Genomic DNA, 24,285 nt, shown 5'->3' with positions numbered 1-24,285 from the left:
CGGCTGGACCGACGCGGCACCGTCGGTCCCCGCACTGCCCTGACCGACCGCCACACCGACCGATCCGCGCTCTCCTGCCAAGGGGCCGTCGCGATCCCGGAGCCGGGCAGGCCGCGGGATCGCGACGTGGGACGAGCACACCACTCGAACGGGACTTTCGATGACGGGGAAGATTCGCAGGCTGCTCGTGAACGCGGCGCTGTGGTCACTGAGGAGGATCAATGCGAGAAGGGCACGACGGGCGCCCGCGCCCGACACGGGAACGGTCCGGATCCTGCTGCACCACGCCTACGGGATGGGCGGCACGATCCGGACCGTGCTGAACCTGGCGGGGTACCTGGCGCGGGAGCGGGACGTGGAGATCGTCAGCGTCGTCCGCGCGGCCGAGGAGCCGTTCTTCCCGATCCCGCCGGGGGTGCGGGTGTCGTTCCTGGACGACAGGATCGGACCGCGCGGACCGGTGGCCCGGCTGCTCTCCCGCTTCGCCAGCAGGTTGGTCCCCGAGCAGGAGAACGTCCACCAGGCCGTCACGCTCTGGACCGACCTGCGCCTGCTCCGCTTCCTGCGCTCGCTGGACGGCGGCGTGCTCATCGCCACCCGCCCCGCGTACGCCCTGGCCACCGCGCTGCTCGCGCCCCCCGGCGTCATCACCGTCGGGCAGGAGCACGTCACCCTGCAGACCCACAAGCCCGAGATGCTGCGGCTCATCAAGAGGCGGTACGGCAGGTTCGACGCGTTCGTCACCCTCACCGAGGCCGACCGCAAGCAGTACGCCGGGGCGCTGAAGAACAACGCCCCCCGCCGGCTGCTGCGCATCCCCAACGCGGTCCCGCCCCTGGCCGGGGAGATCTCCACGCTGCGGGAGAAGACGGTGATCGCCATCGGCAGGGTGGTGTACGCCAAGGGCTTCGACCGCCTGGTCAAGGCCTGGAAGGACGTCGCCGAGGCGCACCCGGACTGGGTCCTGCGCATCTACGGCGGCGGCACCCCCGAACGGGAGCAGCGGCTGCGCGAGCGGATCGAGGAGGCGGGCCTGTCCGGGAAGGTCTTCCTGATGGGCAGCAGCAGGGAGATCGGCGAGGAGCTGGCCCGATCCTCGATCTACGTGGTCAGCTCCCGGTACGAGGGCTTCGGCATGACCATCCTGGAGGCGATGAGCAAGGGGGTGCCGGTGGTCAGCTTCGACTGCCCGCACGGCCCGCGTGAGATCATCACCCACGAGCACGACGGCCTGCTGATCCGCTCCGGCAAGCCGTCCGCGCTCGCCGAGGGCGTCCGCCGCCTGATCGAGGACGAGGACCTGCGCCTGCGGCTGGGGAGCAACGCGCTGCGCACCGCCTCCCGCTACGACCTCGACGTCGTCGGCGCCGAGTGGGACGCCCTGCTCGACGATCTGGGCAGGCGTTCCCACCTGCGGCCCTGCTCCCTGGGCACCGCGGTGTGGTGACCGGACGGGGCGGCCCGTAGCGGAGGACGGGTGCGGTGACCGGAGACGGTCACCGCACCCGTCCCGGCGGCCGTTCCCCGAGCCCCGGCCGTCGCCGCGTACGCGTGCCGGGCCTACCGGAAGCCGGCCGCGTGGTCACGTGCCCACTCGCGGAACGTACGGGCGGGACGGCCGGTCACCTCCTCGACGTCCGCGCTGACCGGCTCGGGCTCGGTGACGATGGAGGCCCAGTAGTCGAGCGAGGCGTCCACCACCGCCGGGTCGCCCCAGGCGGCGATCATCTGCTCGCGGGCCTCCTGCCGCGGCTGCTCCTCGAAACGCAGGGGACGGCCGATGACCTCGCCGATGACGCGGAGCTGGTCGGCCTGGGTGATGACCTCCGGCCCGGTGAGCACGTAACTCCGGCCGCCGTGCCCCTCCTGCGTCAGCGCCAGGAAGGCCACGTCGGCGATGTCGGCCTCGTGGACGAGCGAGCGCGCCGCGCCGGCGTACGGTGCGCGCACCACGCCGCCGTTCCTGATCTCGTCGGCCCAGGCGAGCGTGTTCGTGGCGAACCCGCCGGCCCGCAGGAACGTCCACTCCGTCCCGGACCTCCGCAGCAGCTCCTCGACCTCGCCCCACACCCCGTTCTGCACCGCCTCGTCCCCGTCCCGTACGGAGAAGGCGGAGACGTAGACGACGCGGCGGGCGTGCCGGGCGATCACCTCGACGACGGCCTCCGCCCCGGCGGCCGAGAAGGACGGCCACAGCAGGAACACCGCGCCCACGCCCTTCAGCGCCGCCTCCAGGGTCTCCGGCTCGGTCAGGTCCCCGCGTACCACCTCGACGCCGCCGGGCAGCTCCGCCCGCCGCGGATCACGGGTCAGTGCCCGCACCGGGACGGCCGCCTCGGCGAGCAGGGACACCAGGTGCCCGCCGATGTTCCCCGTCGCGCCGATCACCAGGATCTTCTCTGAAGTGTTCATGCGACCATGGTCGAACTTAAACCAATGTTGAAGTCAAGTTAGGCTGGCGGGCATGACGAACGCCTCCCCGCCGGACGCCTCCCCCGCGGCCAAGGAGCTCACCATCGGCCAGCTGGCCGAGCGCAGCGGCGTGCCCACCTCGGCCCTGCGCTTCTACGAGCGGCAGGGCCTCGTCCGCAGTCGCCGCACCACCGGCAACCAGCGCCGCTACCACCGCTCCACGCTGCGGGTGATCGCCTTCATCCGCGCCTCCCAGTCGGTCGGCATCCCGCTGTCGGTGATCGGCGACGTGCTCGCCCTGCTGCCGGAGGGGACGCACCCGACCCCGGAGTTCTGGCGGCGGGCGTCGCACTGCTGGAGCGAGGAACTGAACGCGCGCATCGCCCGGCTGGAGAGGATGCGCGACCTGTTCACCGACTGCGTCGGCTGCGGCTGCCTGTCGTTCGAGCAGTGCGCCCTGGTCAACCCCGGAGACCGCCTGGGCGGCGAGGGCGCCGGGCCGCGCCGCCTGCTCGAACCCCGCTGACCCGGAGGGCACCGTAACCGAGGCCCCCGGACACGGTCACGGGCCGTCTCCCAGGGGCACGAGAACCGCGTGTCAGGGGCGCTCCGGGTCGTCGGCGCGCAGGACGAGCCTGACCACGACGCTCTTGGAGGTGGGGGTGTTGGAGGTGTCGGCGACCGAGTCCAGCGGCACCAGCACGTTGGTCTCCGGGAAGTACGCGGCACAGCAGCCGCGCGCGGTCGGGTAGGCGATCACGCGGAACGCCTCGGCCCTGCGCTCCCCGTCGGGCCACTCGCTGACCAGGTCCACGAGGTCTCCGTCGGAGAGGTTGCGCTCGGCCAGGTCACCGGCGTGCACGAAGACCACCCGGCGCCCCCCCGCGCACGCCCCGGTAGCGGTCGTCCATGCCGTAGATCGTGGTGTTGTACTGGTCGTGGCTGCGGACCGTCTGGAGCAGCAGCCGGCCCGGCGGAACCCGCAGCACCTCCAGCGGGTTGACGGTGAAGTTGGCCTTCCCCGTCGCGGTCGGGAAGCGCCGCTCGTCGCGGGGCGCGTTGGGCAGCGCGAAACCGCCCGGGGCCCGGACGCGGACGTTGAAGTCGTCGAACCCGGGCACCACCCGGGAGATGCGGTCGCGGATGGCGTCGTAGTCGGCCGCGAACTCCTTCCACGGCACGTGCGGGTCGTCGCCGAACAGCTCCGCCGCCAGCCGGCAGACGATCTCCACCTCGGAGAGCAGGTCGGCGGAGGCGGGCGCCAGCCTGCCCCGGGAGGCGTGCACCAGGCCCATGGAGTCCTCGACGGTGACGAACCGCCCGTCACCGGCACCGCCGTCGGGGCCGGTGTCGCGTTCGGTGCGGCCCAGGGTGGGGAGGATCAGCGCCTCCCGGCCGCACACCGCGTGGGAACGGTTGAGCTTGGTGGAGACCTGCACGGTCAGCCGGGCACGTCGCATCGCCTCCTCGGTCACCGCGGTGTCCGGGGTCGCGGCCACGAAGTTGCCGCCCATCGCGACGAAGACCTTGGCCCGTCCCGACCGGAGCGCCCGGATCGCCTCCACGGTGTCGAACCCGTGCTCGCGGGGCGGTTCGAAACCGAACTCCGCGCGCAACGCGTCCAGGAACCAGGCCGGTGGCCGCTCGTAGATGCCCATGGTGCGGTCGCCCTGGACGTTGGAGTGACCGCGCACCGGGCAGACCCCGGCTCCCGGACGGCCCACGTTGCCGCGGAGCAGCAGGAAGTTCACGACCTCGCGGATGGTGGCGACGGAGTTCTTGTGCTGGGTCAGGCCCATCGCCCAGCACACGATGACCGACCTCGCGCCCAGCACCTCCCGTACGGTCTCCTCGATCGCCGGGCGGTCCAGCCCGGTCGCCTCCTCGACCTCGGCCCAGTCCAGGGAGCGCAGGTCCTCGGCCCAGGCGTCGAACCCCAGGGTGTGGGTCTCGACGAAGTCGCGGTCGGCCACGGTGCCGGGCGCCGCGTCCTCGGCCTGGAGCAGGAGCAGCGACATGGCCTTGAACAGCGCGAGGTCGCCGTTGAGGCGGATCTGCAGGAACCGGTCGGCCAGCGTCGTGCCCTTCCCCACCAGGCCGGAGATCCGCTGCGGGTTCTTGAAGCGGAGCAGCCCGGCCTCGGGCAGCGGGTTGACCGCGACGATCCGGGCGCCGCCGCGCTTGGCCCGCTCCAGCGCCGAGAGCATGCGGGGGTGGTTGGTGCCGGGGTTCTGGCCGACGACGAAGATCAGGCCGGCCCGGTGCAGGTCCTCCAGCGAGACCGTGCCCTTGCCGATGCCCAGGGTCTGGTTCAGCGCCGAACCGCTGGACTCGTGGCACATGTTGGAGCAGTCGGGCAGGTTGTTGGTGCCGAACCTGCGGACCAGGAGCTGGTAGGCGAACGCGGCCTCGTTCGAGGTACGGCCGGAGGTGTAGAACAGCGCCTCGTCCGGGTCGTCGAGCGCGCGCAGCTCCCGCGCGACGATGGAGAAGGCGTCCTGCCAGCTCACCGGGACGTAGTGGTCGGAGCCCGGGGCCCTGTGCATCGGCGAGGTGAGGCGCCCCTGCTGACCCAGCCAGTGGTCGGTGTGACGCGCCAGGTCGTCCACGCTGTGCCGGGCGAAGAAGTCCGCGGTGACCCTGCGGACGGTGGCCTCCTCCGCCACCGCCTTGGCCCCGTTCTCGCAGAACTCCGCGGGGCTGCGATGATCACCCTCGGGCCAGGCGCACCCGGGGCAGTCGAAGCCCTCCTTCTGGTTGACACCGGCCAGGGTCAGCAGGGTACGGCCGGCGCCCATCTGGGCCTGGGCGGCCAGCAGCGACCGGGCCACCCCCGGGATGCCGGCGGCCCACTCCTTGGGCGGGGAGACCTTGAGGCCGTCCTCACCGGCCTCGTCGCGCGGTGCCTTCCTGGCCATCTCACTCCTGTCTATGGCGACGCTTCGCGTCGCGGTGAGACCGCTCTGACCCGGCTCCTTCCCTCGTCGCTCATCCGCTTCGCTCCTTCGCTCCTCGGTCCAGTCGCCGGCGCGGTCTCACGGGTTCGGAACACTATAAGGGTGGGGCGGTTGGCGACCGGCTCGGGATTCTGGTCGGTGCGGTCTCACGGGCCGGTCATCGGCGCGGTCTCACGGGTTCGGAACACTATAAGGCTGGGGCGGTCGCCGGGTCGGCTCGGGAGGCCGGGCGACGCGGGAGGTTCAGAGGCGATTCAGGAGCCCAGGTAGTGCAGGACGGCCAGGACCCGGCGGCTGTAGCCGGTCGTGTGGGACAGTTCCAGCTTGTCGAACAGCGCGTTGACGTGTTTCTCCACCGCGCTCTGCGACACGTGCATGGCCTGGGCGATCGAGGCGTTGGTCATGCCCTGCGCCATCAGCTCCAGCGTCTCGCGTTCGCGGACGGTCAGCCTGGTCAGGGGGTCGGCGTGGCTGGTGCGCGCGAGCAGCTGCCGTACCACCTCCGGGTCGAACGCCGCTCCCCCGGCCCCCACCCGCTCCAGGGCGTCCAGGAAGTCGCCCACCTGCGCCACCCGGTCCTTGAGCAGGTAGCCGACGCCCTCGACGTTCGCGCTCATCAGCTCGGTGGCGTACCGCTTCTCCACGTACTGCGACAGGACCAGGACCTTGACCTCCGGACGGCGTCGCCTGATGTCCAGGGCGGCGCGCAGTCCCTCGTCGGTGTGGGTGGGCGGCATCCGCACGTCGACCACCACCACGTCCGGTTCGCAGGCGTCCACCGCCCCGACCAGCGCGTCGGCGTCACCGACGGCGGCGAGTACCTCGTGGCCCTCCTCGGCCAGCAGCCGCACCAGGCCCTCGCGCAGCAGGGTGGAGTCCTCGGCCAGGATCACCCGCACGGCAGTTCCGCCTCGATCGTGGTGGGCCCGCCGGGCGGGCTGGTCACCGTGAAGCGGCCGTCCAGCGCGGCCACCCGCCGCGCCAGCCCGGACAGGCCGCCGCCCTGCGGGTCCGCCCCGCCCACACCGTCGTCCCGTACGCGCACGACGACCATTGTGTCGTGCGCGCGGACCTCGACGGTGACCGCGGCGGCGCCGGCGTGCTTGGCCGCGTTGGTCACCGCCTCGCTGACCACGAAGTACGACGCCGTCTCCACCGCCGTCGGCGGCCGTACCGGCAGATCGACCACGACCTTGACCGGGACGCCGGAGCGCTCGGCCACCCCGGCGAGGGCGTCGGCGAGGCCGAGGGAGTCCAGTCCCGACGGGTAGACCCGCCAGGCCACCTCGCGCAGCTCGGCCAGGGCCTGCTGCGCCTGCTCGTGCGCCTGTTCCAGCAGCTCGGGACGTCCCCGGCGGGCCCGTCCGACCAGCATGGACAGCGCCACCAGCCGCTGCTGCAGCCCGTCGTGCAGGTCGCGTTCGATCCTGCGCCGCTCGGAGTCGACGGCCGTGAGCACGCCCGCGCGGCTCTCGGCCAGCTCGGTGATGCGCCGCCGCAGCGCCTCGGTGGGGTCGGACCCGAGCATGCGCGCGGCCAGCCGCCGTTCCAGCGCGTGCACCCCCGCCACGCCGCACAGGTCCAGGAACAGCAGGACGAGACCTCCCAGGAAGGCGTAGGCGAGCAGCGGAGCGGTCGGGGTCATGCCGTCGAACGGCAGGCCCCTCCCCCAGGACCACGCGAGCGCGACGGCCGTCCCGGCGCCGATGACGAGGAGGGCGACGACCAGGCCGCCGAGCACGCCCACCGGCACCCTGGCCGCCAGGTAGCGCAGCTCCCGCCCGTCCGGGCGGCCCGCGTCGAGCCCGAGGGCGACGGGGTCCAGGCGCAGGCGGCGGGCCTCGAACACGGCCAGCCGCCGCGCCGCCCGCGACACGGCCGGACGGCCGGCGAACGCCAGCGCGGGCAGCGCGAGGGCCAGGCCAAGCAGGGCGGTGGCGGCGCCGAGGACCACCGTCCACAGCAGCCGCGCCCCCTCGGCGGCGATGCGCGTGCCGTCCCCGGTGCCGTTCGGCCGATCCGTCATGCCCAGAGGCTACGGACGATCGGGGCACGGCGGGAATGAGGTGCGCGGCCGGTGCGGGGTGCGGAGAACCACACCCCTGCGTACGCCTCGGTGACGGCCGGCACGGGATCGCCTACGCGTAGGCGTCGAGGCCGAGCTTGACCGCGACGGCCAGGCCGCAGGCGGCGGTGCCGAGCTGGAGCGCGCGGCCGGGCAGCCGGCGGGCGATCGGCGGGCCGAGCAGGCCGCCCAGGAAGAACCCCACCGAGAGCGGGGCCACCGCCGTCCACTGCACCGGCCCGAAGAAGGCGAAACCGATCATCGCCACGGCGTTCGCCAGCGAGGACACGACGGACTTGAGGGCGTTGGCCCTGACCGGCGTCTCGTCGAGCACGGCCGAGAGCACCGCGAACATGAGGATTCCGCCCGCCGCCCCGAAGTAGCCGATGTAGAGCGCGACGGCGAACATCGCGGCGCGCGCCGCCCACCCGTCCTCGCCGCCGAGCCCGCGTCCCACCTTGGGCGGGAGGACCAGCAGCAGCGAGGCGAACGCGATCAGCCACGGCGCGATCGCCTCGAACAGGGTGGAGGGGGTCGCCAGCAGCAGTGCCGCCCCGGCCGCGCCGCCGAGCAGGGTGACCCCGCCCAGCCGCACGACCCGGGAGCCCTGCCCGGTCAGCTCGGGCCGCGAGCCGATGGCCGACCCCACGCCGTGGAAGGTCAGCGCCACGGTGTTCGTCACGTTGGCGGCCAGCGGCGGCAGGCCGAGCGCCAGCAGCGCCGGGTAGGAGACGATCGAGGCCAGGCTCACCACGGTGCCGACCACCCCGGCGAGCGTCCCGGCTCCCAGCAGCCACAGCACCTCGGCGACGTCCACGGTCGCACAGCCAATCACATCCCCGGTCGCCGCCCGCCACCACCCCTGCACCCTTCCGGCACCCCTCCGGCACCCTTCCGGCGCTGCCCCGCCGCCGCCTGCCGCCACCCGGCGCCGTCCCGCGGCACCGGCCGGGCCGGGGGATCGGGGACCCGGAGCGAGATCGGGACCTCAAAGTGAATCTGACCGCGCCCAGCCGCTCGAATGACCGTTCATGGGGCAGAGCCAACAGGTGAACGGCGGACGGCAGGGGCTCGGCGCGCTGCGGGAACGGCCACCACCGGAAGGGCCGGGAACGGTGCGCGCCAGGCGGGCGGCGGGCGCGCTGGGTGTGGTGCTGCTGGCCGCGATGGTGGCCGCGCAGGTCGCCTCGGGACTGCAGCCGAGGCCGATCGCGCTGACCGGCGTGGTGGTCCTGCTGCTGGCGGGGAGCGCGCTGGCCTTCGCCTCGGTGACCCACGGCGCCGCCAGGGCCGCGCCGGCGTTCGCCGCCGTGGTCGTGACCGGGTACGCGGCCGAGTGGGTGGGCATCAGGACGGGCGTGCCGTTCGGCGGTTACCACTACACCGGTGTGCTGCGCCCGCAGCTCGGCGGGGTACCGGTGATCGTGGCGCTGGCCTGGGGCGGCATGGGGCTGGCCGCGCACGCGGTGGCCGCCGCGGTGGCACCGGCGAGCCGGGCGGCGCGCGTCGTGCTGGGAGCGCTGGCGCTGACCGCCTGGGACCTGTTCCTGGACCCGCAGATGATCCGGCTGGGCCTGTGGGTCTGGCACGAGCCCGGCTTCTACCGGGGTGTCCCGCTCAGCAACTTCGCGGGCTGGATCCTCGTCTCGCTGCTGGTCATGGTCGCGGTGGAGCGCGTCGTGGCCCGGCCCGCGGCCTGGAGCGGGGGGCTGGTGTCGATCTACACGGTGATGGCGGTCATGGAGACGGTGGGGTTCGCGGCGGTCTTCGACCCGCCGGACCCGCTGGTCGCCGCCGCCGGAGGGGTCTCGATGGGATTGTTCGCAACGCTCGCCCTGCTCTCCAGGAGGCACCGATGCCGGACGTGATCGTGATAGGCGGCGGCGTGGGGGGCATGGTCTCCGCCCTGCTGCTGGCCGGGCAGGGGCACCGGGTGCGCCTGTACGAGCGGCTTCCCCGGCTGGGCGGCAAGCTCGCCGAGCACACCAGGGACGGCTTCACCTTCTCCCTGGGCCCCTCCCTGCTGACCCTGCCCGAGATCTTCATCGGCCTCGGGCTGGAGCTGGACCTGGTGGAGCTCGACGATCTGTGCCGCTACCGCTTCGCCGACGGCTCGACGCTGGCGGCCCACCGCGACCCGGCCCGGATGGCCGCCGAGGTCGACCGGCTCGCCCCCGGTCAGGGCCGCTCCTGGCTGGCCTTCCACGACTGGGCGCGGAACTGCTACGAGGCGTCGCGGCGCACGTTCTTCACCGGGCCGCTGACCTCGCCGCCCGCCGAGGCCCGCCTGGCGGACCTGCTGGCGGTGGCCCCCGGCCGTACGCTCGACGGCCTGGCCCGGCGCTTCTTCACCGATCCGCGCCTGCGCCAGTACGTCGGCCGTTACGCGACCTACGCGGGCTCCGACCCGTACCGCGCCCCGGCCGCGCTGGGCTGCGTGCCGGCGATCGAGCACGGCGAGGGCGGCTGGTACGTCCCCGGCGGGCTGCCGCGCATCGCCGACGCCCTGGCGCTGATGCTGGAGAAGGCGGGCGTGGAGGTCGTGCCGGGCACCGCGGTGGAGCGGGTGCTCGCCGACGGCGACCGGGTCACCGGGGTGCGCCTGGCCTCCGGGGAGTCCGAGCGGGCCGACATCGTGGTCGCCAACACCGACGCGGCGGCGCTGTACGGGAGGCTGCTGCCGGACCGGCGCATGCTGCGGCGCGTCGCCGGGCTCGGCACCTCCTCGTCGGCGTTCCTGCTGCTGGCCGGGGTGGAGGGCAGGACCGAGGGGCTGGGGCACCACTCGGTGGTCTTCTCCGCCGACTACCGGCGGGAGTTCGGCGACATCTTCCGGCGTCGCAGGCCCCCGGAGGACCCGACCGTCTACATCGGCTGCTCGGTGGTGGACGACCCGTCGCAGGCGCCACCGGGCACGGAGAACTGGGTCATGCTGGTCAACGTCCCGTCCCGGGATCCGGGGCGGTGGCCGATGTCGCCGGAGTCGTACCGGGACCTGGTGCTGGAGCGGCTGGCGGGCCGGGGGTACGACCTGTCGGGGCGGCTGCGGTTCGTCGACCTGTTCACCCCCGCCGACCTGCGCGACCGCTATGGCGCGTGGGGCGGCTCGATCTACGGCGGCGCCTACTCGGGGCCGCTGGCCCCGTTCCGCCGTCCCGGCAACCGGGGTCCCCGGCGCGGCCTGTACCTGGTGGGCGGTTCGGTGCACCCGGGCGGCGGGCTGCCGCTGGTGGCGATGGGCGCGAAGATCGTGTCCTCCCTGGTCGGCGAGGACTTCCCCGCGAGGACCGCGGGCTCCACCGGCTCCCCGGCCCGGGGGCGGGCATGAGATCCGGCGCACGGACGACTCGGCGTGGAGGTACGGCGATGGGAATCCTGAACGTCCTGCAGGCGGCGGCCGCGGTGGCGGTGGCGGCGCGGCTGGCCAGGGGACGGCGGCGGCTGCCCCCGCTGGCCGCCCCGCGGACCCCCGCGCCGACGGCGACGGCACGCGTCTCGGTGGTGATCCCCGCCCGGGACGAGGAGGCCCGGCTGGGGCCGTGCCTGTCGGCCGCGCTCGCCGATCCGGCCGTCACCGAGGTGATCGTGGTCGACGACGAGTCCCGCGACGGCACCGCCCGCCTGGCCGCCGGTCTGGGGGCGCGGGTCGTGGCCGGGACGCCGCCGCCCGAGGGCTGGATCGGCAAGCAGTGGGCGGTGCAGCAGGGCATCGAGGCGGCCGGGAATGAGGTCGTGGTGACCCTGGACGCCGACGCCCGTCCCTCTCCGGGGCTGTTCGGCGCGCTCGCGGCGGCGCTGGAGGAGTACGACCTGGTGAGCGTGGGCCCCCGGTTCGTCTGCGAGGGCGTGGCCGAGCAGGCGCTGCACGCCTCGTTCCTGACGACGCTGGTCTACCGGTTCGGCCCGATCGGGCCGTCGGCGCCGCCCGCGCCGCACCGCGCGGTGGCCAACGGCCAGTGCCTGGCCTTCCGCCGCACGGCGATGCTCGACGCGGACGGGTTCGCGCGGGTCCGCGGCAACATGGCCGACGACGTGGCACTGGCCAGGATCCTGGCGGCGGGCGGGTGGGCCGTGGGGTTCCTGGACGGCGGGGGGCTGCTGGAGGTCGACATGCACGACTCGGCCGGCGGGGTGTGGCGGGAGTGGGGACGGTCGCTGTCGCTGCGCGACGTCACCGGGCCCGGCTGGCAGGCCGCCGACCTGGGGGTGGTGTGGCTGGCCCAGGCGCTGCCCGTGCTGCGGCTGGCGGCCGGCCGCCCGACCCGGCTCGACCTGGGTCTTCTGACGGTACGGTTCCTGCTGGCCGGCGCGCTGCGCGGCAGCTACGCCCGGCCGGGGCCCGGGGTGCTGCTGTCGCCGCTGCTGGACCCGGTGGCGGCCCTGCGGCTGACGCAGGCCACGCTGCGGCCGGTACGCCACTGGCGGGGCCGCACCTACCCGGCGAGCACGACGGACGTCCGGCCGGGCCGCTCCCTGACGTTCCAGAAGCCGGGGTCGCGGTCGCCGGCCTCGCGAGGATCGAACCCGTACGCGCGGGCGACCAGCACGGCGACCGGCACGGCGACCGGCACGGACCCGAGAAGGTAACCGCCGATGACCGAGACGAGCAGGGGAACCATCGTTTCCTTCCATCTGACGAGATATCCGGATTTAGGGGGGATGCCGTACATGGCGTTCGACCGTCCGGTGCTGGCGCGGACGCCGGGGCTGCTGTTCTGGCGGATGCTGGGCTCCGGCCGCGGGGCGTCGACCAGCCTGGGGGCGGACCTGCGGCGCTGGGCGCTGCTCGCGGTCTGGCGCGAGGAGGGTGACCTCGACCGCTTCCTGGACGTCTCCCCGATACCGGCCCGCTGGCGGCGCGAGGCCCGGGAGTCCTGGCAGGTACGGATGGTCCCGCTGGCCTCGCGCGGCAGGTGGAACGGGGTGGAACCGTTCGGCCCGCTACCGGGCGCCGGGCGGCTTCCCACCCCCACGGGATCCTCCGACCCCGCAGGATCCTCCGGCCCCGCGGGATCCTCCGGTCCGGCCGGGACGGCCGACCTCGGCGGGACGGCGGAAGCGGCCGTCCCGAGCAGGACGACCGGCACGAGCGGGACGACCGGCACGGGTCGGGCGAGCGGTACGGGCGGACCGGTGGCGGTGCTGACCCGGGCGTCGATCCGGCCCTCCCGGCTGGTGCCGTTCTACCGTTCGGTCCCCGGGGTGGACCGGCTCCTGGCCGAGCAGGACGGATGCCTGGCCTCGGTCGGCGTCGGCGAGTGGCCGCTGGCCCGGCAGGGCACGTTCTCGCTCTGGCGCGACGAGGACGCGATGCGCGGCTTCGCCCACCGGGGACGCGCGCACCGCCGGGTGATAGGCCGGACGCGCGCGGAGAGCTGGTACTCCGAGGAGCTGTTCGCCCGGTTCGCGCCGTACGCCAGCGAGGGCACCTGGGACGGCGCCGACCCGCTGGCCTGAGAGGGCCGATGCGCGGCTCAACGGGACCCGTTCAACGGACGGGTTCCGCACCGAACAGGTCACCGGACCGCTCGGCGGCCCCGCCCTCGGAGAGGTCCCGCGCCACCGCGCAGGCGACCGTCTCGACGGGTCCGTGGTCTCCGCCCATGGCGTCGACGACCACAGGTCGCGATGACACGGTGGCCGTTCCGTTCGACCGGCTCACGGGACCTCGACGGTCACGCGGCGCTCGGCGCGGTCGGCCGCGGAGGCGGCCAGCAGGTGCCGTACGAAGATCGCGGCTCTGCGCCGTTTGGGCACCGCGGCCCTGCCGCCGAGGACGTCGTAGCGGGCGGCCTCGATCCGGTCGAGGATGCCGCCGTACAGCGCGACGGCGGCGCGCAGGCACGGCCGGGAGGAGGGGGTGAGCATGTCGATGCCCTCCTCGGCCCGCGCGTAGTGCTCCCTGGCCCGGCGGGTCTCGAAGGCCAGCAGCTCGCGCAGGGCCGGGGTGGGGGCGGCGCGTCCCAGGTCGGCCGGTCCGACGCCGAACTTGTCCAGATCCTCCATGGGCAGGTAGACCCGGCCGCGTTCCAGGTCCTCGGCGACGTCACGCAGGAAGTTCGTCAGCTGGAAGGCCAGCCCGAGCTGGCGGGCGGGTTCCCGCGCCTTCCCGGCCAGGCCGGGCAGCGGTTCGAGGACGGGCAGCATCATCGTGCCGATCACCGCGGCCGAGCCCTCCATGTACTCCAGCAGGTCGTCGTAGGTGGAGTAGCGGGTGACGGTCAGGTCGGCCCGCATCGAGCGCAGGAACGCCGTGACGTCGCCGTGGTCGATGCCGAACGAGCGGACGGTCTGGGTGAACGCCGGGATCACCGGGTCACCGGCGGCGTCCGCGGGGGCGCCGCCCGCCAGCGCGCCGGACACCCGGACGGTCAGGTCCTCCAGCGCCCGCGCCCGGTCGCCGGTCATCGTGAACGAGTCCACGATCTCGTCGGCGTAGCGGGCGAAGCCGTAAAGGGCGTGCACGTGCGGGCGTTTCCAGGCCGGCAGCAGCAGGGTGGCCAGGTAGTAGGAGCGGCCGTGCCGGGCGTTCAGTCTGCGGCAGAACTCGTAACTCGCGGTCAGGGTCATCGGGGGGTCTCCAGTACGCGTTGCGCGGCCAGCCGGCCGGAGATGAGGACCGGGGGCACCCCCACCCCCGGTGCGGTGTACATTCCGGCGAAGTGCAGGCCGGGGACGCGCCGGGCCGCGCCCGCCGGCCGGAACCAGGCCGTCTGGCTGAAGCGGTGGTCCAGGGCGAACGGGGTGCCGGCCGAGTGGCCGAGCCGCGCCCAGGCCGGTGGGTCGATGGTGAGCCTCGGCGCCGAGGACAGGTCGCCGTAGCCGAGGTCGGCGAGCCTGCCCAGCAGCCGGTCCTGCAGCCGCGGGCTCAGGTCGTCCCAGTCGGCCTCGCCGCGCAGGTTGGCGGTCGGCTCCAGCACGGTGAGCGTGGCCTGGCCGTTCGGCGCGGCACCGGTGTCGGACTCGGGGTAGGTGACCAGCAGGTTGGGGTCGGGCTGCGGCCGTCCGGCGCGCAGCGCGTCGAAGGTGGCGTCCCACTGGGCGCCGAAGTGCAGGGTGTGGTGGGCCTGGCCGGCCAGTTTCCGGTCCAGGCCGAAGTGCAGGACCAGGCAGGACGGCGAGTAGCGGGGACGGCGCAGCCGCCAGTCGCCCGCCCCCTCGGGCAGCAGCCCGGTGTGGGCGCGGGGCAGGTCGCAGGCGACCACCACGTTCCCGGCCGCCAGGCGCTCCCCGGTGTCCAGCCGGACGCCGGTGACGCCCGAGGCCCCGGTCTCGATCTTCAGGGCGCGCACCCCGTACCGGATCTGGGCTCCCGCCTTCTCGGCCAGCGCCGCCAGGGCGCGCGGGATGGCGTGCATGCCGCCGTCGCGCGGGAAGAAGACGCCGCCGACGGTGTCCATGTGGGCGATGACCGCGTAGATGCCGAGCGCGCGGCGGGGCGGCAGCCCCACGTACAGGGCCTGGAAGGTGTGCGCCTTGACCAGCCGTTCGTCGGTGACATGGCTCTTGACCAGGGCGTCCATGCTGCGGAAGCCGCCCAGGGCGGCCAGCCGGGCCAGCACCCGCGGCCGGGCCAGGTCGCGCAGCCGGGTCATGTCGTGGTCGATGAACGCCGGCCACTCGGCCTCGAACAGCTCCCCCAGGCGGGCGCGCAGGCGCCGGTAGCGGTCGGCCTCGGCGGCGCCGCTCAGCGCGCGCACCTGCTCGGCCATGGCGTCCTCGCCCTCGACCACGTCCAGGTGCGAGCCGTCGTGGTAGCGCAGCCGGTAGTAGGGGTCCAGCCGCCGCAGCGGCAGCAGGCTCTCCATGTCCTCGCCCGCGGCGGCGAAGACGTCGGCCAGCACGTCCGGCATGGTCAGCACCGACGGGCCGGTGTCGAAGCGGTACTCGCCCAGGGTGGCGGTGCCGCAGCAGCCGCCCGGCACCTGGGCCCCCTCCACGATCGTGACGTCGCGGCCGGCCGCGGCCAGCCGGACCGCCGCGGCCAGGCCGCCGAGACCTGCGCCGATCACCACGACGGGGCTCACGCGCTCCTCCTGGTGGCCAGGTCGGCGAGGTCGGCCAGCCCGTCCACGGCCTCGGCCGGGACGCCGCCCGCGTCCAGGGCCGTCACCGCCCGGGTGACCAGGTCGGTGATGCGCTCCTCGGCGGCCTCCAGCGCGCCGGTGGCCACGATCAGGGCGCGCGCGGCCTCCACGCCCTCGGCGTCGGCGACGTCGTCCAGCAGGGCCGCGCCGTACTCCCCGGCCCGTTCGCGCGCCACCGCGGTCAGCCAGGTGTGCTTGCCCTGCAGCAGGTCGGCGCCGACGGGCTTGCCGGTGGTGGCCGGGTCGCCGAACACGCCGAGCACGTCGTCGCGGAGCTGGAACGCCTCCCCCAGCGGGAGCGCGTACGCGCTGAGCACCCGGCGCAACCGGGGAGGCCCGCCCGCGACGGCGTGGCCCAGGTGCAGGGGGCGCTCGACGGTGTACTTGCCGGACTTGTAGGTGGAGATGCGCCCGGCCTCCTCCACGTCCCCGCCCCGCCGTGCGGCGTGGACCAGGTCGAGGTACTGGCCGCCCACGACCTCGCTGCGGAGCCGGTTGAACACCTCCAGGGCGGCGGGGAGCCCGTCCCCGCAGCCCAGCAGGGCCACGTCGGCCCAGGTGTAGGCGAGCACGCCGAACAGGGTGGCGGTGGACTCCCCGAACCGTCCCGGGTCGCCCAGCCAGTCGCGGGAGCGGTGGTGACCGGCGAGCACCAGGTGCGCCGTGGTCCGCCCGCGCCGCGTGGCGGCCTCGTCCATGACGTCGTCCAGGATGAGGGCGCAGGCGTGCATCAGCTCCACCGCGCAGCCCGCGGCGAGCACCGCCTCGTCCTCGGGGGAACCGCCCGCGGCCCGGTGGCCCCAGTACACGAACGAGGGCCGCAGCCGCTTCCCGCCCGCGCGGACGAAGCCGAGCAGCACGTCGCGTATCACGTCCAGGTCGTCGCCGAGAAAGGCGAGCTTGGCCGCCTCACGTTCGAGAAGCCGGTCGAGATGGTCGTCCATCCGCTCACGGAGCCGGTCGGTCTCGCGGGTGACGGCGGCCATGGGCATCACTCCTTTGCGTCGATAGAGGAATTCGCAAGCGGGACCGCGTTCGGATGCGTCTTCCGGCGGCAGGCTCGCGACCCGTGGCCGACGGCGTCGGGCGACCCATCCCCGGGGCGGGCTGCGGGTAAATCAACTCATCGCGCAAGAAGGCGTAAAGATGCTGCGAAACCATGCGGATCGCCCGCGCCGGGACCGGGCGCGAGGGCAGAGTGCGGGAGGCGTCCGCGGGCGACGGGCGCGGACGCCGAAGGCGGGACGGCCGCGCTGCCGGTCAGCCCGTTGTCATACGGCCGCGCAGGCGGTCGCCGAGCACGACGGCGTGCGGGAGCGACCTCAGCGTGTCCGGGTCCGCCGCCACGCCGCGCTCCCGCAGAGCGGCGGCCAGGTGCGTCCAGTACGCCACCGCCGCCTCCTCGTGGGTCCCGCCCTCGGCCGGCTCGTCCGGGCCGACGACGGTCAGCGCGGTGGCCTCGATCTCGCCGGCCGTGGTCGTCTCCCACAGTCCGGTGCTGCCCCACCCCCGGTCGTCGAGCAGCGTGATCCGGCGGCCGTCGTCGAGAACGGCCGAGAGCGTCGCCGACGCCGACACCCGGCGCGGGTCGTCGTCGTGCCGCTCGTCGAGGTCGACGAAGGTCTCAAGGTGAACGACCGTGGTCATGAGGCCATTCTGCCCCGGCCGGGGCCCGCTCCGGGGGCGGATGAGCCGTTCGCCGTCGACGGCGACGTCGTGGCACCCCCCGGCCGGCCGGTCCGGCGATCGCGGCACGTCCCTGCGTGCCGGGACGTGAGACGGGCCCGGGTACGGGCGGGAACAGGCTCGGGTGCGGCCGTGGGACGGGCCCGGGTGCGGCCGTGAGACGAGCCCGGGTGCGGGGGGACAGGCCCGGGTGCGGGCGGGAACGCGAACGGCCGTCCGGCCACACCGGTGATGACCGGGTGGCCGGACGGCCGTCGTGACGGGCGCGGAGCGCCGGGGTCAGGTCAGCGGACCGCCCTCAGGGCGTCGACGATCCCGTGACCGTAGAAGCCGTTGCGCAGCTTGCTTCCCTCACAGGTGTGCGTGGTGACGCTCGTGGTGCCGTCCGGCAGGTGCCTGGTGTAGGTGTAGGCGGGCGGGGTCGGGCAGGCCGTCCTGGTCGCGGTGGCCTTCAGGACCGTCTCCACCACGGCGGGCGCGAGCTTCTTGCCGCCGTGCGCCCGGTCGGGCAGGCCGAACCTGCTGACGATCAGCGCGGCCACGCCCGCGGCGCGCGGTGAGGCCATCGAGGTGCCCTGCAGGTACTGGTAGTAGGCGCAGACGTCACCGCGGCAGCTCCGGACCACGTGGGCGACGTTGGGCGTGCCGTCGGCGTTGAGCTCGCCACGCTCCTCGGCCAGGGCCCTGGGGTAGGCCGACAGGGTGCCCTTGGTCACGTCACGGGTGTTCGCCGGGGTGTCGTAGACGTCACCGCCCGGGGAGGCGACGTCGATGTAGCCGTTGCCGTAGTTGGAGTAGTACGCCTTGCGCTTGCTGATGCCGGTCGAGGAGACCGAGACGACGTGCTTGCCCTCGGCCGGCATGGAGACGCAGCTCGGGGGGATCGTGCGGGTGTAGGGGCGCTCGCCGGGCACGCTGGCGAAGTCGGGGCTGGAGGAGTCGATGAGCTCCTTGGTGTAGTCGCTGGCGCCGTTGCCCGCGGCCGCCACCAGGGTCACGCCCTTGGCGTGCGCGTAGTTCAGCGCCCGCTGGGTGGCCTTGATGACGGTGGCCTGCTCCAGCTGGTCGGCCGGGGAGTCGGCGGGGTTGTCGACGCAGTTGAACAGCCACGGGTCGAGGTAGTAGCTCATGTTGACCACGTCGATGCCGTTGTCGGCGGCGTAGGTCAGCGCGTCGACGCTGGGCTGCAGGAAGAAGTAGCCGGAGTCCTGGCCCGCCCGCAGGTTCACGATCGAGACCTTGGGGGCCACGCCCGCGATGCCCAGCCCGTTGATGGGCGAGGCGATCGACGACGCCACGTGCGTGCCGTGGTCGTTCTCGTCGACGTCCGCGGCGTCGTTGCAGGAACGGTCGGCCTCGGCCTCGCAGGGACCGTCGACCTCGGCGCCGTTCGCGTCCACGGGGACGTCGACGGTGAAGTTGCGGCTCAGCCGGCTGTTGAAGTTCGGCGCGATGTCGGGGTGGGACCCGTCCACGCCGGTGTCGAGGATGCCGACCAGGACGCCGCGGTCACCCTGCTGGTAGCGGTAGGAGCCTTCCACGGTCGCGCGGATCTGCTTCATGTCCCACTGCAGGTCGGCCAGGGGCTCGGCGGCGGGGGCGGACTTGCCGGTGGCGGCGGCGGAGGTGGAGGCGGGCGCGCCGTGACCGTCCTTCTCCACGGCCTTGGCCTCGTTGGCCGTCCGGGTCGCGACACCCTTCCTGGCGGTGGGCACGCTGCCGATGGAGCGGTTGTGGGCGGCGCCCTCGATCGAGGCCGCACCGCGCATCGCCTCGGCGAAGCCGGTGTTCGTCGTGGTGACGGTGGCCAGGCCGACCGCGGTGTTCTCCTTGACGATGCTTCCGCCGGCCGCCTTGATGGCCTGCTGGGCGTCCGCGGGGTTCGCCCCCTCGCTGTACAGGACCACGTACTCGGTCTCCGCGCCCTGTGCGGCGACGGCCTGCCGAGCCTGCGCCGGTGGCACCAGCGCGGTCGCCGCGAGGGTGGCGACGGCCGCGGTGATGATGAAGCGTTTCACATATACCTCCGTATATCCGAAGTGCTCCTGGTTAATCTGATTTCAAACGCGCCAATTATCCAGGCGTAACAACAATCGCCGCCAAGGTGTAATAAAGGAGGGGATCCGGGGCCGCCCGCGCGGGGTGGGCCGCGCACCGGTCTCCGTCGGCCCGATTCACCGGCACGTTCCCACCGGAACCGTTGACGGTACGGAGTATCAGGTGGTCAGGGACGTGCGGCGGGGCGGACGGGCGAGGGACGCGGGCGGACGACGCGGGCGGGGCAGGGGGCCGGCCCGGTGGGCGAGGGACGCGGGATGGTGGCGGGGGCCGACCGAGCGGGGGCCGACCGGGCGGGGGTGACGAGGGCGGAAGGTCAGCCGGGCGGGCCGATCCGCTGCTGCCGGCCAGGGAGCGAGGTCACGTACGAGATGAGCGAGCGCAGCGGCGCCGACAGGGTGCCCTCGCTCGCGCGCACCGTGTGCACGCCGCTCTCGTCCTCGACGGTCAGCTCGTAGTCGAAACGGTCCGGGCGGGCGGTGACCGGGGGCGGCGGGGGCGGCTCGCCGGTCAGCCCGGCCCGCTCCACCCGGGCGCGCAGCTCGGCGACCTCCGGCCGCGACAGGGACGCGGAGTCGGCCGTGACGACCGTGACGAGGCCGGCGATGCCGCCGCCACGGACGATCGAGACCTTCATGGGCACGATCCTAGACGGCCCCGGACCGGTGCGGCCGGGCGCGGGGAGCCGTTCCCGGTCAGAGGACCCCGACCTGCCGCCACGCGTCGCGCACCTTCGCCTGCTCGTCCCCGCCCTCGCCGAACAGTTCCCCGGCGACCTCCACCGTCGCCTGGGCCGCCTCGGGGAAGTCCGAGCGCGAGCGGAGCCGTTCGGTGAGCGTGACGTACCAGATCCGGCCGGCGCGTTCCCAGGCGTGCCCGCCGATGGCGGTGGCGGCCAGGTAGAAGGCGTGGTTGGGGATGCCCGAGTTGATGTGCACGCCGCCGTGGTCGTTGGCGGGGTCGCCGTCGTCGGGCAGGTCCACGTAGTCGCGCATGTGCGCGGGCTGGCGGTCACGCCCCCCGCCGGAGGTGGACCAGGCGGTCCCGGGCGCCTTCATCGACCGCAGGGCCGTCCCGCGCAGGGCGCTGCCCAGGATGCCGTCACCGATCAGCCAGTCGGCCTGCTCGGCGGTCTGGCCCCGGCCGTACTGCTTGACGAGGGAGCCGAACACGTCGGAGAAGGACTCGTTGAGCGCCCCGGACTGCTTGCTGTAGAGCAGGTGCGCGGTGAACTGGGTGATGCCGTGGGTCAGCTCGTGGGCGACGATGTCGACGGCCCTGGTGAGCGACCCCCTGGTGAAGATCTGCCCGCTGCCGTCACCGTAGATCATCTGGAAGCCGGTCCAGGCGGCGTTGTCGTAGTCGGTCCCGTAGTGGACGGACGAGACGATCTCCAGCCCCCGCCCGTCGATGCCGTCGCGGCCCAGGACCGTCCGGTAGAAGTCGTAGGTGACGCCCGCGCCGTCGTAGGCGTCGTCGACCGCCGGGTCCCCCGAGGGCGGGTCGCCCTCCCCGCGGCGCCTGCGGCCGGGAAGGTCGAAGTCCCCGCCGTTCTCCACGTCGTAGACGGTGCGCACCATGCCGGGCGCGGGCGCGACGTCGGAGATGGTGAGGCCGAGCTGGCGCAGCACGCCGGCGACCGAGGCGCGCTGCGCCCGGGCCCTCTCCGACGTGGCCAGGGTCCTGAGCGCGGCCCGGCGCTCGGAGGGGTCGCCCTGCCCGGCCACCGCCTCCAGCAGGTCGGGAGGCGCGATGTGACAGGGCGGCGGGGGGTGGGGGACGGTCGTCCGTGCGGTGGTCATGGGTCCAGAATCGCCGCTCCGCCCGGCGGACGCACGGGTATCGTGCACTCGTACGCCGACCGGTATGGGTCACCTCGCGGGCCGTCTCCCGGGTCGTCCCGCGGGTGGTTCCGCAGCTGGTTCCGCGGCCGGTTCCAGAGGTCGTTCCACGGGTGGTTCCGCGGCGGGGCGGGGTGGGGCGGGGTGTGCCGCCGGGGGGCGGTCATGAGAGGGTTCCTTTGCCGGTGGATCGCTGATCCGTGACCGGCCCGGGGAAGTCGGGGAAGCGCGCTGGACGGAGGCGACGGTGCTCGTGGACGAGGGAACGCGCGGGGCGGGCGGGGCATGACGTCACTGCTGGCCATAAGCGACCTGCACATCGGCTACCAGGAGAACCGCCGCATCGTCGAGGAGCTGCGGCCCGTCTCCGCCTCCGACTGGTTGCTGGTCGCCGGCGACGTGTCCGAGAAGGTCTCCGACGTCGAGTGGGCCCTCGGCCTGCTCGCCGAGCGGTTCGAGAAGGTGGTGTGGGCGCCCGGCAACCACGAGCTGTGGACCCATCCCAGCGACCCGGTCCAGCTCCGCGGCGAGGAGCGCTACCGGCACCTGGTCGAGCTGTGCCGCGGCCTGGGGGTGACGACGCCCGAGGACCCGTACCTCACCTGGACCGGCCCCGAGGGCCCGGTCACCGTCGCCCCGCTGTTCGTGCTGTACGACTACACCTTCCGCATGCCCGGGGTGGCGACCAAGGAGGAGGCGCTGGCCATCGCCTACGACAAGGGCGTGGTCTGCACCGACGAGATGCTGCTGCACCCCGACCCCTACCCGACCCGCGACGCGTGGTGCGAGGCCAGGGTCGCCGAGACCGAGCGGCGCCTGGAGGCCAGGACGCCCGGCGTGCCGACGGTGCTGGTCAACCACTACCCGCTGGTCCGCGACCCCACGCTGGTGCTGTACCACCCCGAGTTCGCGATCTGGTGCGGCACCGAGCGCACCGCCGACTGGCACCTGCGCTTCGACGTCCACACGATGGTCTACGGCCACCTGCACATCCCCCGCACCACCTGGTACGACGGTGTCCGCTTCGAGGAGGTCTCCTTGGGCTACCCACGCGAATGGCGTCCCCGCTCCACCCCGCCCGGCAGGCTGCGGCACATCCTGCCCACCCCGCAGCCCGTCGCATGATCGAGAAGATCCTGCCGCCGTGGGTGGTGAGCGCGGAGGCGTTCGAGGACCCGCCGGACGTCGTGCTGTTCCCCGAGGAGGAGGCGGTCATCGCCCGCGCGGTGGAGAAGCGGCGGCGCGAGTTCGCCACCGCCCGCCACTGCGCCCGCCAGGCGCTGGCACGCCTCGGGGTGCCGCCGGCACCGATCCTGCCCGGTGAGCGCGGCGCCCCCGGCTGGCCGGACGGGGTCGCGGGCACCATGACCCACTGCGCCGGTTACCGCGCCGCGGCCGTCTCCCTCGAGGCGCTGACCGTCGGCATCGACGCCGAGCCCCACGAACCGCTCCCCGACGGCATCCTGCCCTCGATCTCGCTGGACGAGGAGCGGGCCGAGCTGGCGGGTCTCGGTGGCGGCGTGCACTGGGACAGATTGCTGTTCAGCGCCAAGGAGAGCGTCTACAAGGCGTGGTTCCCGCTGGCCAGGCGCTGGCTGGGGTTCGAGGAGGCCCGGCTGTCCTTCTCGCCGGACGGCACGTTCACCGCCCGCCTGCTGGTGCCCGGTCCCCGGGTGGACGGCCGGGAGGTGACCGGCTTCACGGGCCGCTGGCTGGTGGCCGACGGCCTGCTCGTCACCGCGATCGCCGTACCGGGAACGGGCGGGTCCGGGAACCCCGGGTAGCGCGGCACGACGGGGACCGGGGACCGGCCGCGATCGGGCGGCGGGCCCGGACACCGGACGGTGATCCCGAACGGCGGGCACCGGGGACCGCGCGGTGATCCCGACCGCCGGACACCGGACGGTGATCCCGGCGGGCACCGGCCGGTCGCCGGCGGGTCTCGTGAGCACCGGCCGGCGGCGGGTCTCAGTCCGGGTGGGTGAGGACGAGGTGCCGGGAGGGGACGAGCCCGGCGATCGGTTCCCTGCCGGTGACGATGATCCCGGTGAACCCGAGTGCCAGCAGCGGCTGCACCCGGCCGGTCGCCGATCCGTCCCAGCGGCCGTCCGCGTCGTCGGCCAGCAGCAGACACCGCCCGCCCGAGGCCGGGGACGCCGCCAGGCCGAGGCGTGCCAGCCGCAGGGCCGCGCGCAGCTCGCGGGGGTCGCGTCGGTCACGGCCCAGGTCGACGAAGAGCGCGTCCAGGCCCATCCGCTGGCGCAGCACGTGGGCGCACTGGGTGGCCAGGGTGGTCTTGCCGGTCCCGGCCGGGCCGGTGACGGTCACCACCGCGGGCCCTCCGCTGCAGGAGGCGATCATCACCGCGTCCTCGATCTCGCGCAGCAGCGGGAGGCGGCTCAGCGCGACGCTGTCGCTCACCGCGGGCAGCGCCCATTCCTCCGTCCTCTCCACTGCGACCCGCCCGGGGAACGAGGCCCGCTCCGGGAACGGAGCCCGCTCCGGAGCCGGGGTCCGGCCCGGGACCGGGAGCCGCTCCGGGGTCGGGGTCCGGCCCGGGACCGGGAGCCGCTCCGGGGTCGGGGTCCGGCCCGGGACCGGGAGCCGCTCCGGGAAGGAGGCCGGGACCGGCCGCCGCTCCGCGAAGCGACCGCGCCCCGGGAAGGGGACGCGCTCGGGGGACGGACCGCGTTCCGGAGAGAGGCCGCGTTCCGGGGACGGGGCGCGGTCCGGAAAGGAGCCGCGCTCCAAGGAGGGACCGCGCCCAGGGAAGGAACCGCGCTCGGGGAAGGAACCACGTTCCGGGGAGAGGCCGCGCTCGGGGAAGGGGACGACGCGCTCGGGGAAGGCGAGCACGTCCCGTTCCCCGAAGGGGAGCGCCGCGGGCGCTCCGGAGGGCGGCCCGGTCATCCCGGGAAGCGGCGCGAGCGGGCGGGGCTGCGGGGCCGCCTCGAAGGTCAGCCGATCCTCACCGGTCAGCTCCAGGGCGGTCGCCAGGCGGCGCACCGAGGTGCGGTGCGGGTAGCGGGTGCGGCCCCGTTCGAGATCGCGCAGGGTGCGCACGCTCAGGCGGGCGCGTTCGGCCAGCTCCTCCTGGGTCAGCCGGACCCGGCCGCGATGGGTGCGCAGCAACTGGGCGAACACCAGGCCCTCAGACGGCGATACAGACCTCACGTGAA

21 protein-coding genes and 1 pseudogene are annotated in these 24,285 nt (G+C 74.1%); 8 read left to right on the top strand and 14 right to left on the bottom strand.

Going from position 1 to position 24,285, the window contains the following annotated elements:
• Nucleotides 1-160: 160 nt before the first annotated feature.
• Nucleotides 161-1,447, top strand: a complete 1,287-nt coding sequence (locus tag ACZ6RT_RS05550) for a glycosyltransferase family 4 protein (protein WP_470152353.1) — start codon at nt 161-163, stop codon at nt 1,445-1,447.
• Nucleotides 1,448-1,560: 113 nt separating this feature from the next.
• Here ACZ6RT_RS05550 and ACZ6RT_RS05545 read toward each other — a convergent pair whose 3' ends face one another.
• Nucleotides 1,561-2,412 carry an NAD(P)H-binding protein gene (locus tag ACZ6RT_RS05545; RefSeq protein WP_470152352.1) on the bottom strand — a complete coding sequence of 284 codons (852 nt, stop codon included), beginning with the start codon at nt 2,410-2,412 and terminating at the stop codon, nt 1,561-1,563.
• 52 nt (nt 2,413-2,464) lie between these two features.
• Between ACZ6RT_RS05545 and soxR the strand changes: the two genes are divergently transcribed.
• Nucleotides 2,465-2,938, top strand: a complete 474-nt coding sequence (gene soxR / locus ACZ6RT_RS05540; RefSeq protein ID WP_399194560.1) for a redox-sensitive transcriptional activator SoxR — start codon at nt 2,465-2,467, stop codon at nt 2,936-2,938.
• A 72-nt stretch (nt 2,939-3,010) separates the two neighbouring features.
• On the opposite strand, the pseudogene ACZ6RT_RS05535 reads toward soxR, so the two are convergent.
• The 4 genes and pseudogenes from ACZ6RT_RS05535 to ACZ6RT_RS05520 form a co-directional block, all read right to left on the bottom strand.
• Nucleotides 3,011-5,330 (bottom strand): annotated as a pseudogene (locus ACZ6RT_RS05535) (FdhF/YdeP family oxidoreductase).
• A 293-nt stretch (nt 5,331-5,623) separates the two neighbouring features.
• A complete protein-coding gene (locus ACZ6RT_RS05530; protein WP_399194556.1) occupies nt 5,624-6,268 on the bottom strand; it encodes a response regulator in 645 nt (214 codons plus the stop codon).
• Nucleotides 6,259-7,395 carry a sensor histidine kinase gene (locus ACZ6RT_RS05525; protein WP_470152351.1) on the bottom strand — a complete coding sequence of 379 codons (1,137 nt, stop codon included), beginning with the start codon at nt 7,393-7,395 and terminating at the stop codon, nt 6,259-6,261. The genes ACZ6RT_RS05530 and ACZ6RT_RS05525 overlap by 10 nt, the downstream gene beginning before the upstream one ends.
• A gap of 112 nt (nt 7,396-7,507) precedes the next feature.
• Nucleotides 7,508-8,251, bottom strand: coding sequence for a sulfite exporter TauE/SafE family protein (locus ACZ6RT_RS05520; protein ID WP_399194552.1), 744 nt, complete (start codon nt 8,249-8,251; stop codon nt 7,508-7,510).
• Nucleotides 8,252-8,465: 214 nt separating this feature from the next.
• On the opposite strand from ACZ6RT_RS05520, the gene ACZ6RT_RS05515 reads away from it, so the two are divergent.
• The 4 genes from ACZ6RT_RS05515 to ACZ6RT_RS05500 all read left to right on the top strand — a co-directional run bounded on the left by ACZ6RT_RS05515 (nt 8,466) and on the right by ACZ6RT_RS05500 (nt 12,891).
• Nucleotides 8,466-9,302, top strand: a complete 837-nt coding sequence (locus ACZ6RT_RS05515) for a carotenoid biosynthesis protein (protein WP_470152350.1) — start codon at nt 8,466-8,468, stop codon at nt 9,300-9,302.
• Nucleotides 9,290-10,762, top strand: coding sequence for a phytoene desaturase family protein (locus ACZ6RT_RS05510; RefSeq protein WP_470152349.1), 1,473 nt, complete (start codon nt 9,290-9,292; stop codon nt 10,760-10,762). Before ACZ6RT_RS05515 ends, ACZ6RT_RS05510 begins: the two co-directional genes overlap by 13 nt.
• Nucleotides 10,763-10,800: 38 nt before the next feature.
• Nucleotides 10,801-12,021: a glycosyltransferase family 2 protein gene (locus ACZ6RT_RS05505; RefSeq protein ID WP_470152348.1), complete on the top strand. Its 1,221-nt coding sequence runs from the start codon at nt 10,801-10,803 to the stop codon at nt 12,019-12,021.
• Nucleotides 12,022-12,102: 81 nt separating this feature from the next.
• Complete coding sequence (locus tag ACZ6RT_RS05500; RefSeq protein WP_470152347.1) at nt 12,103-12,891, top strand: spheroidene monooxygenase; 789 nt, start codon at nt 12,103-12,105, stop codon at nt 12,889-12,891.
• Nucleotides 12,892-12,922: 31 nt separating this feature from the next.
• On the opposite strand, the gene ACZ6RT_RS05495 is transcribed toward ACZ6RT_RS05500, so the two are convergent.
• The 8 genes from ACZ6RT_RS05495 to ACZ6RT_RS05460 all read right to left on the bottom strand — a co-directional run bounded on the left by ACZ6RT_RS05495 (nt 12,923) and on the right by ACZ6RT_RS05460 (nt 21,067).
• Entirely contained in the window at nt 12,923-13,069 is a 147-nt protein-coding gene (locus ACZ6RT_RS05495) for a hypothetical protein (protein WP_470152346.1), read from the bottom strand.
• Nucleotides 13,070-13,092: 23 nt separating this feature from the next.
• Complete coding sequence (locus tag ACZ6RT_RS05490; RefSeq protein WP_470152345.1) at nt 13,093-14,004, bottom strand: phytoene/squalene synthase family protein; 912 nt, start codon at nt 14,002-14,004, stop codon at nt 13,093-13,095.
• Nucleotides 14,001-15,461, bottom strand: coding sequence for a phytoene desaturase family protein (gene crtI, locus ACZ6RT_RS05485; RefSeq protein WP_470152344.1), 1,461 nt, complete (start codon nt 15,459-15,461; stop codon nt 14,001-14,003). Before crtI ends, ACZ6RT_RS05490 begins: the two co-directional genes overlap by 4 nt.
• Nucleotides 15,458-16,507 (bottom strand): polyprenyl synthetase family protein, encoded by a 1,050-nt coding sequence (locus ACZ6RT_RS05480; RefSeq protein ID WP_470152343.1) that lies wholly within the window; start codon nt 16,505-16,507, stop codon nt 15,458-15,460. Before ACZ6RT_RS05480 ends, crtI begins: the two co-directional genes overlap by 4 nt.
• Nucleotides 16,508-16,781: 274 nt before the next feature.
• Nucleotides 16,782-17,168 carry a hypothetical protein gene (locus tag ACZ6RT_RS05475; protein WP_399194534.1) on the bottom strand — a complete coding sequence of 129 codons (387 nt, stop codon included), beginning with the start codon at nt 17,166-17,168 and terminating at the stop codon, nt 16,782-16,784.
• Nucleotides 17,169-17,491: 323 nt separating this feature from the next.
• Nucleotides 17,492-19,225: a S8 family serine peptidase gene (locus ACZ6RT_RS05470; protein WP_470152342.1), complete on the bottom strand. Its 1,734-nt coding sequence runs from the start codon at nt 19,223-19,225 to the stop codon at nt 17,492-17,494.
• Between the two features lie 356 nt (nt 19,226-19,581).
• Nucleotides 19,582-19,902 carry a protealysin inhibitor emfourin gene (locus ACZ6RT_RS05465; RefSeq protein ID WP_470152341.1) on the bottom strand — a complete coding sequence of 107 codons (321 nt, stop codon included), beginning with the start codon at nt 19,900-19,902 and terminating at the stop codon, nt 19,582-19,584.
• Between the two features lie 58 nt (nt 19,903-19,960).
• Nucleotides 19,961-21,067 carry a M4 family metallopeptidase gene (locus tag ACZ6RT_RS05460; protein WP_470152340.1) on the bottom strand — a complete coding sequence of 369 codons (1,107 nt, stop codon included), beginning with the start codon at nt 21,065-21,067 and terminating at the stop codon, nt 19,961-19,963.
• Between the two features lie 324 nt (nt 21,068-21,391).
• Here ACZ6RT_RS05460 and ACZ6RT_RS05455 point away from each other — a divergent pair, with 324 nt between their 5' ends.
• Together ACZ6RT_RS05455 and ACZ6RT_RS05450 are read left to right on the top strand one after the other, a co-directional pair.
• Nucleotides 21,392-22,231, top strand: a complete 840-nt coding sequence (locus tag ACZ6RT_RS05455; protein WP_399194526.1) for a metallophosphoesterase family protein — start codon at nt 21,392-21,394, stop codon at nt 22,229-22,231.
• Nucleotides 22,228-22,890 (top strand): 4'-phosphopantetheinyl transferase family protein, encoded by a 663-nt coding sequence (locus ACZ6RT_RS05450; protein ID WP_470152339.1) that lies wholly within the window; start codon nt 22,228-22,230, stop codon nt 22,888-22,890. Before ACZ6RT_RS05455 ends, ACZ6RT_RS05450 begins: the two co-directional genes overlap by 4 nt.
• Nucleotides 22,891-23,074: 184 nt before the next feature.
• Here the strand turns inward: ACZ6RT_RS05450 and ACZ6RT_RS05445 are convergent, their stop codons facing one another.
• Complete coding sequence (locus ACZ6RT_RS05445) at nt 23,075-24,280, bottom strand: helix-turn-helix domain-containing protein (RefSeq protein WP_470152338.1); 1,206 nt, start codon at nt 24,278-24,280, stop codon at nt 23,075-23,077.
• Between the last annotated feature and the right edge of the window lie 5 nt (nt 24,281-24,285).

The sequence above is a fragment of the Streptosporangium sp. NPDC050148 genome (assembly GCF_055586505.1).
This window is presented reverse-complemented; position numbering and strand designations above follow the sequence as displayed.